9 protein-coding genes are annotated in these 14,024 nt (G+C 72.4%); 3 read left to right on the forward strand and 6 right to left on the reverse strand.

The features are described 5' to 3' along the window. The first annotated feature begins 30 nt into the window (after positions 1–30). On the forward strand, positions 31–2,166 hold the full coding sequence (locus ACIRL2_RS23025) for an MMPL family transporter (protein WP_395863003.1): 2,136 nt from the start codon (positions 31–33) through the stop codon (positions 2,164–2,166). A 178-nt stretch (positions 2,167–2,344) separates the two neighbouring features. Here the strand turns inward: ACIRL2_RS23025 and ACIRL2_RS23030 are convergent, their stop codons facing one another. The 4 genes from ACIRL2_RS23030 to ACIRL2_RS23045 form a co-directional block, all read right to left on the reverse strand. Beyond that, a complete protein-coding gene (locus ACIRL2_RS23030; RefSeq protein ID WP_395863471.1) occupies positions 2,345–2,731 on the reverse strand; it encodes a globin in 387 nt (128 codons plus the stop codon). 48 nt (positions 2,732–2,779) lie between these two features. Then, entirely contained in the window at positions 2,780–4,258 is a 1,479-nt protein-coding gene (locus ACIRL2_RS23035) for an SDR family oxidoreductase (RefSeq protein WP_395863001.1), read from the reverse strand. Between the two features lie 237 nt (positions 4,259–4,495). Further along, positions 4,496–5,533: a mechanosensitive ion channel family protein gene (locus ACIRL2_RS23040; RefSeq protein ID WP_395862999.1), complete on the reverse strand. Its 1,038-nt coding sequence runs from the start codon at positions 5,531–5,533 to the stop codon at positions 4,496–4,498. Positions 5,534–5,663: 130 nt separating this feature from the next. Further along, a complete protein-coding gene (locus ACIRL2_RS23045; RefSeq protein WP_402234257.1) occupies positions 5,664–7,832 on the reverse strand; it encodes a prolyl oligopeptidase family protein in 2,169 nt (722 codons plus the stop codon). Between the two features lie 190 nt (positions 7,833–8,022). Between ACIRL2_RS23045 and ACIRL2_RS23050 the strand changes: the two genes are divergently transcribed. Further along, positions 8,023–8,565: an HNH endonuclease gene (locus ACIRL2_RS23050; RefSeq protein ID WP_126642612.1), complete on the forward strand. Its 543-nt coding sequence runs from the start codon at positions 8,023–8,025 to the stop codon at positions 8,563–8,565. A 146-nt stretch (positions 8,566–8,711) separates the two neighbouring features. Then, positions 8,712–10,886, forward strand: a complete 2,175-nt coding sequence (malQ, locus tag ACIRL2_RS23055; RefSeq protein WP_395862994.1) for a 4-alpha-glucanotransferase — start codon at positions 8,712–8,714, stop codon at positions 10,884–10,886. Between the two features lie 61 nt (positions 10,887–10,947). On the opposite strand, the gene ACIRL2_RS23060 is transcribed toward malQ, so the two are convergent. Both ACIRL2_RS23060 and pepN read right to left on the reverse strand, forming a co-directional pair. Next, positions 10,948–11,121, reverse strand: coding sequence for a hypothetical protein (locus ACIRL2_RS23060; RefSeq protein ID WP_395862992.1), 174 nt, complete (start codon positions 11,119–11,121; stop codon positions 10,948–10,950). Positions 11,122–11,388: 267 nt separating this feature from the next. After that, the gene (pepN, locus tag ACIRL2_RS23065; protein ID WP_402234259.1) at positions 11,389–13,935 is read right to left on the reverse strand and encodes an aminopeptidase N; all 2,547 of its coding nucleotides are present in this window, start codon (positions 13,933–13,935) and stop codon (positions 11,389–11,391) included. Between the last annotated feature and the right edge of the window lie 89 nt (positions 13,936–14,024).

Raw genomic sequence — 14,024 nt, forward strand, 5'->3', positions numbered from 1 at the left:
GAGCGTTGTTCGTGGCGAGGGGACCGGACCATGGAGCGCGTCAAGGCGATGGCCACTTGGCCCTGTGGGCGGCGATCCAAGTGGGTTGTGCTGATCGTGTGGGTGGCGCTGCTGGTCGGCGCGTTCCCGCTCGCCGGCAAGCTGCCGGACGTCGAGCGCAACGAGGCGTCCGCGTGGCTGCCGGGGGCGGCCGAGTCGACCAAGGTGATCAAGTTGCAGAGTCGGCTCCAGGACGTCGACACGGTCACCGCGGTTGTCGTCTACGAGCGCGCCGCGGGGCTGAGCGAGCCGGACCGCGCCGCGATCCTGGCGCAGACCGAGCGGATCCGGCACACCCCGGGCGTCGTCGGGCCGATCGCGGACCCGACGTTCGAGCCCGGCGGCCGGGCGGCCCAGGTGCTGGCGCCGATCGAGATGGACCCGAAGGTCGGCTGGAGCGAGTTCATCGACGTCGTCGACGACGTGGACACGATCACCGAGGGGTCACCGCCGGGGTTGCGCGCCTACGTGACCGGCCCGGCCGGGATCGGCGCGGACCAGGGCAAGGCGTTCGAGGGCATCGACGGCGTACTGCTGTACAGCGCGCTCGCCGTGGTGATCGTGCTGCTCCTGCTCACCTATCGCAGCCCCACCCTGTGGTTGCTGCCGGTGCTCACCGTGGTGGCGGCGCTGTTCGGCGCGCAGGCCTTCGTCTACCTGTTCGCCAAGCACGACGTGGTCGTGGTCAACGCCCGGAGCGCGGCCATCCTGACCGTGTTGATCTTCGGGGCGGGCACCGACTACGCGCTGCTCCTGGTCGCGCGCTATCGCGAGGAGTTGCGCCGCTACCAGGACCGGCACGAGGCGATGGCGCACGCGCTGCTGCGCGCCGGACCCGCGCTGCTCGCCAGCGCCGCGACCGTCGGCGTGGGCATGTTGTGCCTGCTGGCCGCGCGGATGAACTCCACCTCGGGGCTCGGCCCGGTGTGCGCGCTGGGCATCCTGGTCGGCCTGGTCGCGATGGTCACGCTGTTGCCCGCCCTGCTGGTGATCTGCGGTCGATGGGTCTTCTGGCCGGTCCGGCCCGGGTACGGCACCGCCGACCCGGCCGCCACCGGCATGTGGGCCCGGATGGGCAACGGGATCGCCCGCCGGCCGCGGATCGTGTGGATCGGCACGAGCCTCGCGCTGGCCGCCCTCTCGCTCGGCCTGTTCGCGCTCAAGGCCGACGGGCTCAGCAACAAGGACACCTTCATCGGGCGCCCGGAGTCGATCAAGGGCGCCGCGGTCGCGGCCCGCTACTTCCCGCAGGGCTCCGGCGCCCCGGTCGTGGTGATCGCTCGCGAACCGGCGGCCGGCGCCGTGGTCGCGGCGCTGTCCACCGACCCGGGCGTGCTGCCCGCACACCAGGTCCGGGCCCGGAACGGGCTGGTGGAGATCGACGCCACGCTCAAGGACGGCGCGGACAGCACCGCGGCGCAACGCACGGTCGAGCGGCTGCGCGACGTGGCACACGCCGTACCGGACGCGGCGGCCAAGGTCGGCGGTACCACCGCGGTGAACATCGACATCGCCCGGGCCCAGCGGCACGACGACAAGTGGATCATCCCGCTCGTGCTCCTGGCCGTCCTGGTGATCCTGGCGCTGCTGCTGCGCGCGGTGGCCGCGCCGGTGATCCTGGTGGCCACCGTCGTGTTGTCCTTCGCCGCGGCGCTCGGTGCCAGTGCGCTGGTCTTCGAGTACGTCTTCGGCTTCGCCGGCGCCGACACGTCGCTGCCGCTGTTCGTGTTCGTCTTCCTGGTCGCGCTCGGGATCGACTACAACATCTTCCTGATGACCCGGGTGCGTGAGGAGAGCGCCCGGCACGGTGCGCGGCCGGGGGCGTTGATCGGGCTGCGCGCCACCGGCGGTGTGATCACCTCGGCGGGCCTGGTGCTGGCGAGCACGTTCGGCGTCCTGGGCACGCTGCCGGTGGTCACGTTCGCCGAGATCGGCTTCGCGGTCGCGCTCGGCGTGCTCCTGGACAGCATCGTGGTCCGCTCGATCCTGGTCACCGCGCTCACCCTGGACGTGGGCCGGGTGATGTGGTGGCCCAGCGTGCTGTACCGGCACCCGGTGCGTGCGTCCGAACCCGATCAGTCCCCGTCCGACCACCACACGGCCGTGTCCGGCGGCGGCACGAGCTGATCGCCGTCGCCCGGACCCACCGGGCCGGAGGCGAGCGACAACGCGCCGACCGGCGCCGGCCGCACCGGGTTCGCCGTCCGCGAAGCCGCGCACGTGGATTCGGTGGAAGATCGCGTCGTGCCACCGACCACGTGCCGGCGGCAGCCTCCGTCGCATCGCGGATGCGGCCGTCGGCCCGTCAGTCCAGTCGGTTCACCATCGACTGTGCGGCGTAGACCAGGTAGTCCCACAGGGTGTTCTCCTGCTCGGCCGGCAGCGCGATGTCGTCCACCGCCGCCCGCATGTGCCGCAGCCACGCGTCCCGGGCCTCCTCGGTCACCGCGAACGGCGCGTGCCGCATCCGCAACCGCGGATGCCCGCGCTGGTCGCTGTAGGTGCGTGGACCGCCCCAGTACTGCACCAGGAACATCCGCAGCCGGTCCTCGGCACCGTCGAGGTCCTCCTCCGGATACATCGGGCGCAGCAGCGGATCCTCGCGCACGCCCTGGTAGAAGCGGTGCACGAGCTTGACGAACGTCTCCTCGCCGCCCACGGCTTCGTAGAGACTCGGTTCCGGCTCTCGCATCTCGGTCACCGTTCCATCCTCCCAGATGGCCCGGCGGGCCGGGCAGGCTCAGCCCGATCGTTCCGCGGCCCGGGCGATGCCTCGGCGCATGCCTCCGAAGACGATGCCGTGGAAGGGGAACACCGCCCACCAGTACAGGTGCCCGAGCAGGCCCCGGGGGTGGAACAGCGCACGCTGGCGATAGCGCGTGCGGCCGTCCCGGGTACCGACGGTGAACTCCAGCCAGGCCAGTCCCGGCAGCCGCATCTCCGCGCGCAGCCGGAGCAGTTCGCCGGGCACCACCTCCTCGACCCGCCAGAAGTCCAGCGAGTCGCCGACCCGCAGGCGGTGCGGATCCCGGCGCCCGCGGCGCAGCCCGACCCCGCCCACGATCCGGTCCAGCGCACCGCGCACCGACCAGGCCAGCGGCCACGAGTGCCAGCCGTTGTCGCCACCGATGCCCTCGATCACCCGCCACACGGCCGCCGGGGAGGCGGCCGGCTCCGCCTCGCGGACGTCCTCGTACAGCGAACCGCCGGACCAGTCCGGGTCGGTGGGCAGCGGATCGCTCGGCGCACCGGGCAGGCCCGCCGAGGACCAGCGGGTGGCCACGTCCGCGTCGCGGATGCGCTTGAGGGCCAGTTCGAGCGCACGGTCGAAACCGGTCGGGCCGCCCGGCGGGTCCGGGATCCAGCGTGCGATGTCGTGCTCGTGGCAGATCACCTCGCTGCGCAGCGACTCCACCAGCGGTCGGGCCAGGGCGCCGGGCACCGGTGTGATCAGGCCCACCCAATGACTCGACAACGAGGGTGTGAGCATCGGTACCGGCAACACGCGCCGCCGGGGCAGGCCCGCCACCGCCGCGTAGTGCTGCATCATCCGCTCGTAGGTCAGCACGTCGGGCCCGCCGATGTCGAAGGCGCGGTCCACCTCCGGCGGCAGCTCGGCACATCCGACCAGGTAGTGCAGGACGTCGCGGACCGCGATCGGCTGGATCCGCGAGGTGACCCAGCGTGGGGTGACCATCACCGGCAGCCGCTCGGTGAGATGGCGCAACATCTCGAACGAGGCCGACCCCGAGCCGATGATCACCGCCGCGCGCAGCACCGCCGCGGGCACCGAGGACGCGAGCAGGATCTCGCCGACCTCGGCGCGCGAGCGCAGGTGCGGCGAGGAGTCGCGGGCGGCGGACCCGGCGGCCGGGCCCAGCCCGCCGAGGTAGACCAACCGGCCCACGCCCGCGTCCTCGGCCGCGGCGGCGAAGGTGCGCGCACTCTCGCGGTCCGTGTCGGCGAAGCGCGGCCCGCTGCCGAGCGCGTGGATCAGGTAGTACGCGACGTCCACGCCGTCGAGGGCGCGGCGCACCGCGGCTCGATCGAGCACGTCGGCGCGGACGATCTCGACCCGGTCCGCCCAAGGGTGGTCACGCAGCTTGGCCGGGGTTCGGGCCATACAGCGGACGCGGTAGCCGGCCGCGAGCAGTTCGGGCACCAGCCGGCCACCGAGGTAGCCGGTGGCGCCGGTGACCAGGCACAGGGGAGAGTCCACCCGGCCCAGTCTCGCGGATGGCACGCGCGACCCGGCGCGGACGCGCCCGAGGGCAACCCGTTCGGTCCGCAGGACGGGGCCGGCGGTAACCCGTTCGTGGGCAGGCCCGGCGACTACCCGCGTCCGCCGTGCGGCCCGACGGCGATCCGTCCGCGCCCGCCGTGCGGCCCGGCGAGCATGCGTTCGCGCCCGCCGCCCCCGGCGACCACCCGCCCGCGCCCGCCGTCCGGCCCGGGGTCAGGAGCCTCCCGGCGCACCCGGTGCCTGCGGCGTCGGCGGGGCCGGCGGCGGGTTCACCGGAACCGGTGCCGGCTCGGCCGGGGCGGGCGCCGGGCCCTCCTCCGTGCCGGGTCCCGTCGCGCTCGCGATCGGCTCGCTGATCCGGATGCCCGCGTCGTCGAACGCACGCTTGAGGCGGCCGCGCAGCTCGCGCGCGACCGGCAACTCCTGGCCCGGCATGGTCTTGATCTGGACCTGGAGGACCACCGAGTCGGCGGTCACCGACTCCATTCCGACCACGTTCGCGGAGCCCCACACGCGCTCGTTCCACGGCTCGATCTCCGCCAGCGCCTCGGCGGTGGAGGCGATCACCGCGCGCACCTTGTCCACGTCCTCGTGATAGCCGACCTGGACGTCCACCTTGGCGGTGCCCCAGCCCTGGCTCTTGTTGCCGATCCGCTTGATCTCGCCGTTGCGGATGTACCAGACGGTGCCGTCCACGTCGCGCAGCTTGGTGATCCGCAGGCCCACCTCGACCACGGTGCCGGTCGCGGGGCCCGCGTCGACCAGGTCGCCCACGCCGTACTGGTCCTCCAGGATCATGAACATCCCGGACAGGAAGTCGGTGACCAGGTTGCGCGCGCCGAAGCCCAGCGCGATGCCGGCGATGCCCGCGCTGGCCAGCAACGGCGCGAGGTTGACCTTGAACTCGCCGAGCACCATCAGCCCGGCGATGCCCAGGATCACGAACGACGCGGTGCTGCGCAGCACCGAGCCGACCGTCTCGGCGCGCTGGCGGCGCCGCTCGGCGTTCAACAGGAAGCCGGTCACCGGCCGCCCGCTGCTGTCGGTGCCGCTGTTGGCCATCCGGCCGACCAGTTGGGTGATCAACTTCCTGGTCACCGCGCGCAGGATCAGCGCCACCAGGATGATCACCAGGATCCGGATCGGCGTCACCACGAGGGACTCGCCGTGCCGGTCGAACCAGGACGACACCTTGCCGTCGCTCTCGGCGACGTCGTACGACAGCAGGATTCCGGGGACGGGCGCGGACACGTACGAGACCTTTCGGACGACGAGCGGGAGACACTGCCCCCGCGAGGGGGGATCGGCTCCCCACAGTAGCCACGAGGCCGAGGGCCCTCGTGCGATACCTCTTGTTCGTACCTTCTGTCGTTGATCACCGTTATCTCACCGAACCCCCATCTCTGCCGTCTTCGTCCGCGCGCGCGTTCAGATCAAGACCGGTCCGGTCGGCCAGGAAGGACAGGGTGTCCACGGTGAGTTCGACCGTGCGCGAGACCGAGCGGGCCGCGTGGCCGACCTCGGCCTCGGCGCGCAGCAACACCGGGCGCCCGCTCGTGCTCGCGTCCTGCAGGGCCGCGCACATCTTGCGCGCGTGCAGCGGGTCGACCCGACTGTCGCCGTCGAACACGGTGAACAGCACCGCCGGGTAGCGCACGCCCGCGCGCACGTGGTGATAGGGCGAGTAGCCGAGCAGCCAGTCCAGTTCCTCGGCCACCTCGGCGCTGCCGTACTCGTCGGACCACAACCGGCCGAGCCCGAACCGCTCGTAGCGGACCATGTCCAGGAGCGGCATCGAGCAGGCCACGGCGGCGTACAACTGCGGCCGCTGGGTCAGCGCGGCGCCCACCAGCAGCCCGCCGTTGGAGCCGCCGGACGCGGCCAGCCGGTCGGGCGCGCTCCAGCCCCGGGCGGTCAGGTGCTCCGCGGCGGCGTGGAAATCGTCGAACACGCGTTGCTTGTTCCCACGCATGCCCGCACGATGCCACTCCTCGCCCTCTTCGGCGCCGCCGCGCAGATTCGCGATCGCGTACACGCCACCGGCCTCCACCCAGGCGAGCGCGCCCGCCGAGTAGGCCGGGCCGAGCGAGATGCCGAAGCCGCCGTAGCCGTACAACACGGCGGGTCGGGGCCGGTCCGGCTCGGCGGTCGGCGCGATCACGAACATCCGTACCTCGGTGCCGTCCGCCGACCGGTAGCACTCCTGGCGCACGTGCACGTCCGGCAGCGTCGCGGTGCCCGGTGCGGTGGCCCACGTGTCGATCGCGCCGGTGCGCGCGTCGTAGCGCAGCACCGCCGACGGCGCGGTGTAGTCGGACCAGCCGAACCACGCCTCGTGCCCGCCCTCGGGGTGCTCGGCCAGACCGCCGATCGAACCGGGCGAGCCGCCGGGCGTCGCCGGCCGGGCCAGCACCGCGCCGGTGGCCAGGTCGCACACGGTCAACTCGCCCACCGCGTGCCGGGTCCGGGTGACCAGCAGCGTCGGTGTGGGCGCGTGCGTGCCGTCCAGGATCGCGAAGCCGGTCAACACCGCGTCCGGGTCCTCCGCGACCAGATCGCGCCAGCCCTCGGGCCCGGGCGCCGCCGGGTCGGCCACACACAGCCGACCGCGCGGCGCGGCCAGGTCGGTGAACACGTACAACCGCCCGTCCCGGCCCACCCGCACACCGGTGAGCGCGTCCAGGCCCACCGTCACCGGCCGCAGCACCGGCCGCTCCGGCGAACCCGCGCGCAGGTCGGCCAGCCACAGGTCGTTGCGCGGCGCGGTGCCCAGCGACGCGGACACGGTGAGCCAGCGGCCGTCCCGACTGACCCCGACACCGAAGTAGGTGGCCGGCTCGGTACCCGCGCCGAACACCTCGACGTCCGCGACCGGGTCGGTGCCCACCCGGTGCAGGTACACCCGGCGGTGGTACTGCTCCTCGCCCGCGGGCACCTCCTCCGCCGGCAACCGGCGCACCAGATAGAACGCGTCGCCGCCCGGGAGCCAGGCGATCGAGGTGTCGCGCACCCGTTCGATCGGGCCCTCGATCCGGGCGCCGGTGCGCACGTCGAGCACGTACAGGCGGGATTCCTCGTCGCCGCCGGTGGAGAGCAGGTAGGCGAGCCGGTCGCCCTCGTCCGAGGGCACCCACTGGTCGAGTGTGGTGGTGCCGGTCGGGTCGATCGCGATCGGATCCACCAGCGCCCGTTCGGCGCCGTCCGGCTCGACCACGAACAACACCGCGTGCTCGCGGCCGGGGTCACGGCGGATCAGGAAGTGCCGGTCGCCGCGCCAACAGGGCAGCCCGGTCAGGCCGGTGGCGAGCAGCTCGGCCAGCCGAGCGCGCAGCGCGTCGCGTCCGGCCAGATGGTCCACATGGGCGTGGAACCACTCGTCCTGCGCGGCGGACCACGCGCGGGTGGCCGGCGCGTCCGGGTCCTCCAGGGCGCGATAGGGATCCGGGACGGGGCGGCCGAACAGCACGTCGACCGTGTCCGCACGGGCGGCGGCGGGGGCGCGCGGGGTCTCGAAGGGGGCGTGTTCCGCGGGCTGCACAGAGCGCGTCATGGGCGCACCCTAGACGTCCGGGCCCATCGGTGCGCACGGTCACCACTCGGCCACGCGGGGCCACTCGTGCAGGTGAACGCTCTGTGACCTTGTCGATTCCTGGTAGCGCGGGGGGTATCCCGGCATGGACACTGGAGGCCGATCGTCCCCGGCGCGAGCCACGCGCTGTCGGCGTCACAGGGAGGCATACGTGCCGCATTCGCTGGTCCTCAACGCGTCGTACGAGCCCCTGTGCGTGGTGCCCGTTCGCCGCGCACTGATCCTCGTGCTGAACGACAAGGCAATGTGCCTGGAAGAGACAGGCACCATCCTGCACAGCGCCACCACCGAGATTCCCGTACCCAGTGTGATCAGACTGACCCGTTTCGTCCGCATCCCCTTTCGGGGCCAAGTACCGCTCACCCGCCGGGCGCTGTTCGCTCGCGACGGAGGGCGTTGTGTCTACTGCGGAAGCGCCGCCACCAGCGTCGACCACGTCGTCCCGCGCAGCCGGGGCGGGCAACACACGTGGGACAACGTGGTCTCGGCGTGTCGTCGCTGCAATCACGTCAAGAGCGACCGGTACATCGCCGAGTTGGGCTGGCGAATGCCGCGCCCCCCATCCCAACCCACCGGCCTGGCCTGGCGGATCCTCGGAACCGGCTTCCGTGATCCGCGCTGGGAGCCATACCTGGCGCCGTACGGTGCACAGGAAGCGGGCTTCGACCATTTCGACCAGGTCGCGAGCGCCTAGAAGGCGGCGGATTTCCTCAGGGGAGCCCGTCGCCGTTTTTGTTTCGACGGGTTCCCCCGGGGCCGCGGTCCGGAACCCGACACACCACGTCGCGTGTCGGCCGGACACGCCGACACCGGAGCCGTTCGGGTGCGATGCTCGCGGGCATGGAGGAACCACGCGTATCGCAACTGTCTCCCGAATTGGTCCGGCTCGCCTCCGCGTTCGGCGTGGCCACGGAGTATCAGGGGTGGCGCGGCGAGGTCGTGCACGCCGACCCGGCGACGGTGATAGCGGTGCTCGGTGCGCTCGGGGTGGACGCGTCGACACCCGAGAGCGCCCGGGCCGCACTCGCCGCGCACGAGGAACTGCGTCGGACCCGGTTGTTGCCGCCGGTTCTGGTGCTGCGCTCGGGCCGCGCGGCCGGATTCACCGTCAACGTGCCGGCCGGACACCGGGTCGACCTGTGGCTCGAACTGGAAAACGGCGGGATACGGCGTGACCTCGGCCCCGGACCGGACCGTGGACCGCTCGGTGACCCGGTCGGCGGGCACCGGATTCCCGGCGACCTGCCCCTGGGCTGGCACACCCTGCACGCGCGCTGCTCGCCCGAACCCGAGGAGTCGCTCGGCTCGGGCGGCGTGCCGAGCACGGGCGGCGAGGACGTCCGCGCCTCGTGCCCGGTCGCGATCACCCCGGCCGTGTTGCCCACGCCCGAGCGGCGCTCGTGGGGATACATGGTCCAGCTCTACTCGCTGCCCTCGCGCCGGTCGTGGGGAATCGGCGATCTGGCCGATCTCGCCGACCTGGCGGTGTGGTCGGCGCGCACCCAGGGCGCCGGCTTCGTGCTGGTCAACCCGCTGCACGCGGCCTCGCCGGTGCCGCCGGTGGAGGCATCGCCGTATCTGCCGGTGAGCCGACGCTTCCCGGACCCGATGTACGTCCGGGTCGAGGCCATCCCCGAGTTCGCCTACCTGACCCCGGTCGAGCGCGCGGTCGCCGAGGAGCTCAGGGCCGCGGCGGGGGACGGGCACGACGGCGCCGAGCACCTGGACCGGGACGCGGTACGGGTGGCCAAGCGGGAGGCGCTCGCGCTGGTCCACAAGGTGCCGCGCAGCCTGGGACGGGACGCCGACTACCGCGCGTTCGTCGCGCGCGAGGGCCAGTGGCTGACCGACTTCGCCACGTGGTGCGCGCTGGTGGAGGAGTACGGCCCGTCCTGGCGCTCCTGGCCCGAGGAACTGCACGACCCGGACGCGGCCGAGGTCGACGCCGAGCGCGAACGGCTCGCCGGCGCGATCGACTTCCACCGGTGGACCCAGTGGGTGCTGGCCGACCAGTCGCGGGCCGCGCAGGACGCGGCGACCGCCGCGGGCATGGCGGTGGGCATCGTGCACGACCTCGCGGTCGGCGTGCATCCCGACGGCGCGGACGCGTGGGTGCTGGGCTCCGAGCGCGGCGGCCGGGTGCTCGCCCTGGGCGCCACCGGCGGTGCGCCGCCGGACGCGATGAACCAGATCGGCCAGGACTGGAACCAGCCGCCGTGGCACCCGCTGCGGTTGGCCGAGGTGGGCTACGCGCCGTATCGCGAACTGTTGCGCGCGGTGTTCCGGCACGCCGGCGCGGTGCGGGTGGACCACGTACTCGGGTTGTTCCGGTTCTGGTGGGTCCCCAAGGGCAACAGCCCGGCCCAGGGCGCCTACGTGCGCTACGACCACGAGGCGATGGTCGGCATTCTGGCACTGGAGGCGCACCGCGCGGGAGCGGTGGTGATCGGCGAGGACCTGGGCACGGTGGAGCCGTGGGTGCGCACCTATCTGGCCGAGCGCGGCATCCTGGGCACGTCGGTGTTGTGGTTCGAACGCGACGACAAGGGGCGGCCGTTGCCACCGGAGCAGTGGCGGGCCGGCTCGCTGGCCACGGTGACCACGCACGACCTGCCCCCCACCGCGGCCCGGCTCGCGGGCGAGCACATCGATCTGTGGGAGCGGCTGAGCCTGCTGGTACGGGATGCGGAGACCGAACGCGCCGAAGACCTCGCCGACCGTGAGCAGTGGCTCGAACTGCTGCGCCGGCGCGGCTACCTGCGGCCCGGCGCGGGCGAGCGGGAGACGATCGAGGCCCTGCACCGACTGCTCGCCGCGACGCCGTGCCGACTGCTGGGCGTGTGGCTGCCGGACGGGGTCGGCGATCGCCGACCGCAGAACCTGCCGGGCACCTGGAACCAGTACCCGAACTGGTTGTTGCCGGTGGCCGACGGCGAGGGCCGGCACGTCTACCTGGAGGACCTGCCGGTCAACCCGCGCGCGGTGTCGCTGGCCCGGGCGTTTCGCGGCCTGTAGAGGGCGGACGCGCCGAAGCCGCCGACCGGGTGCGGACCCGGTCGGCGGCTTCGGTCGAACGTCAGTGCTTCTTCTTGATGATGTCCGGAAGCATCACGAGACCCGCGATGATCAGGAAGGACAGGATCGGGATGCCGACGAAGATCCCGAGGGTCTCGCCGATACCCAGCTTGGGAGCCGGGTCGTCGCCGTCGTCGCGGACGTTCGCGAACGCCGGCGCCGAAATCAGCGACATGAGCGTGACAACGGCCGACACGGCCCCGGCGCGAAGTGCATTCCTGTTCACCACGAAACCCACGCTACCGGGCGCACACCCACACCCGCGCACCGGGTTGACCCTTCCGTGCAAACCGACCACCACCGGCCTCGACCGCCACCCGCCGGCGTCGACCGCCGGCCGGGCTGATCAACAGCCCGGCCGGCGTTCGAGGCCAAGTAGCCCGGCCGGCGCTCGACGTCGAGGCCAAGGCCGGGCCGCAGGCCGGCAACCCGCGCCGCACGGCTAACGTGTGTCGCGCGCCCGCGCCCGAAGCGCCCGGGCCACCCCGTCGCGGCTCTCCACCACCAGGCGCCGCAGCCCGGCCGGGTGTTCCGCCGCCGCGAGCCACGCGTCGGTGCGGTCCAGGGTGTCGGCGGTGACCTGGAGGGTCGGGTACAGGCCGATCACGATCTGCTGGGCGATCTCGTTGGTGCGGGTCTTCCACACGTCCGCGATCGCGGCGAAGTACCGGTCGGTGTAGGTCGCGAGCAGGTCGCGCTGGGCCGGCTGGACGAAGCCGCCGATCACCGCCGCCTGGATCGCGTTGGGCAGCGCGTCGGATTCGACCACCGAAGCCCACGCCTCGTCCTTGGCCGCGGCGGTCGGTCGCGCCGCGCGGCAGGCCGCCGCGTGCCGCTGTCCGGCCGCGGTCGAGTCCCGCTCCACCTCGGCGTCCACGTCGGCGTCGGTCGCCACGCCCGTCGCGGACAACCGCAGCAGCAGCGCCCAGCGCAGGTCCGCGTCGACGGCCAGGCCCTCGATCCGCTCCCCGCCGTCCAGCAGCCCGCGCAGGAGCTGCAGGTGGTCCTGCCGCGCGGCCACCGACGCCAGGCAGCGGGCCCAGGCGAGCTGGTGGTCGCTGCCCGGCTCGGCCGCGCGCAGGAACCGCTCGGCCGCCACCGCGAGTTCGGCCAGCGAGCGCTCGCGGTGCGCCGGGTCGGCGTACAACTCCAGCGCGCTGGTGACCTGGCGCTGGAGCGACTGGACGATGTTGATGTCCTTTTCGCCGCCCGCGCCGGCCAGCACCAGCTTGAGGTAGTCGCGCGTCGCCATCTCCGCGTCGCGCGTCATGTCCCACGCGGCCGCCCAGCACAGCGCGCGCGGCAGCGGGTCGACGAACTCGCCGATCGCGTCGGTGACGAACGCGAGCGACTCCTCGTCGAGCCGGATCTTGGTGTAGGTCAGGTCGTCGTCGTTGAGCAGCACGACGGCCGGCCTGGTCAGGCCGACCAGGTCCGCGACCTCGGTCCGGGCGCCGGTGATGTCCAGCTCCAGGCGGTGGGTGCGGACCAGGCCCGCGTCGGTGCGGTCGTAGAAGCCGATCGCGATCCGGTGCGAGCGCAGCGTCGGCCACTCCCGCGGAGCCTCCTGGAGCACCGCGAACGAGGTGATCAGGCCGTCCGAGGAGGTCTCGATCGCGGGCCGCAGCGTGTTCACGCCGGCGGTCTCCAGCCACTCGCGCGACCACGCCTTCAGGTCCCGGCCCGAGGTCTCCTCCAGTGCGCCGAGCAGGTCGGCCAGCCGGCTGTTGCCCCAGGCGTGCTTCTTGAAGTACGTCCGCACGCCCGCGAAGAAGTTCTCGCTGCCCACGTAGGCGACCAGTTGCTTGAGCACCGAGGCGCCCTTGGCGTAGGTGATCCCGTCGAAGTTGACCTCGACGTCCTCCAGGTCCCGGATGTCCGCGAAGATCGGGTGCGTGGACGGCAGTTGGTCCTGCCGGTAGGCCCAGGTCTTCATCCGGTTGCCGAACGTGGCCCACGCGTGCGACCAGCGGGTCACCTCGGCCTGGCAGCGCACCGACGCGTAGGTGGCGAACGACTCGTTCAGCCACAGGTCGTCCCACCACTGCATGGTGACCAGGTCGCCGAACCACATGTGCGCGAGCTCGTGCAGGATGGTCTCGGCACGCGTCTCGTAGGACGTGTCGGTGACCTTCGAGCGGAAGACGTAGTCCTCCAGGATCGTCACGCAGCCCGCGTTCTCCATCGCGCCCGCGTTGTACTCGGGCACGAAGAGCTGGTCGTACTTCGCGAACGGGTACGGGAAGTCGAACTGCTTCAGGAAGTAGTCGAAGCCCTGCTTGGTGACGTCGAAGATGTTGTCCGCGTCCAGGAACGGCGCGAGCGAGGCTCGGCAGTACACGCCGAGCGGGACGACGGTGCCGTCCTCGGCCGTATAGCTGTCCTGGACCGCGTGGTAGTGGCCCGCCACCAGCGCGGTGATGTACGTGGAGATCCGCGGGGTCGGCTCGAACGCCCACACCGAGGTGCCGTCGGCGCCGGCCGAGGGCTCGGGGGTGGGTGAGCAGGAGACCACGTGCCAGTCGCTCGGGGCACTGATCGTGAAGGCGAAGGTGGCCTTCAGATCCGGCTGTTCGAAGTTGGCGAACACCCGGCGCGCGTCAGCCACCTCGAACTGGGTGTAGAGGTAGGTCTTGTCGTCGACCGGGTCGACGAAGCGGTGCAGGCCCTCGCCGGTGTTCATGTACGCGCAGGACGCGACGACGCGCAGCTCGTTGCTCTCGGCGAGGTCGGTCAGCGCGATCCGGCTGTCCGCGTACACCGAGGAGACGTCGAGCGCCTTGCCGTTGAGGGTGATCTCGTGCACCTCGGGGGCGACCAGATCGACGAACGTCGTCGCGCCGGGCTCGGTACACCCGAACCTCAGCACGGTCGTGGACGGGAACGTCGCACCGGTGCCGGTCAGGTCGAGGGTGATGTCGTACGAGTCGACGGACAGTATCCGAGCCCGCTCGCGGGCTTCGTCACGCGTCAGATTGGTACCGGGCACGCTGCGCTCCTTGTGGGATGGGCGCCGCCGGGAAGGGGCGGCCGACGGATCGGACCCCGCCCGGGATGACGGCGGGGTCCGCGAAGGTT

Source organism: Embleya sp. NPDC127516 (assembly GCF_044765325.1).
Lineage (GTDB): Bacteria > Actinomycetota > Actinomycetes > Streptomycetales > Streptomycetaceae > Embleya.

What these genes read in the sequence shown, in the direction of transcription:
- ACIRL2_RS23025 (WP_395863003.1), top strand. Translation starts at nt 31, where the DNA reads ATGGAGCGCGTCAAGGCGATGGCCACTTGGCCCTGTGGGCGGCGATCC.
- ACIRL2_RS23030 (WP_395863471.1), bottom strand. Translation starts at nt 2,731, where the DNA reads ATGCGAGAGCCGGAACCGAGTCTCTACGAAGCCGTGGGCGGCGAGGAG.
- ACIRL2_RS23045 (WP_402234257.1), bottom strand. Translation starts at nt 7,832, where the DNA reads ATGACGCGCTCTGTGCAGCCCGCGGAACACGCCCCCTTCGAGACCCCG.
- malQ (WP_395862994.1), top strand. Translation starts at nt 8,712, where the DNA reads ATGGAGGAACCACGCGTATCGCAACTGTCTCCCGAATTGGTCCGGCTC.
- ACIRL2_RS23060 (WP_395862992.1), bottom strand. Translation starts at nt 11,121, where the DNA reads ATGTCGCTGATTTCGGCGCCGGCGTTCGCGAACGTCCGCGACGACGGC.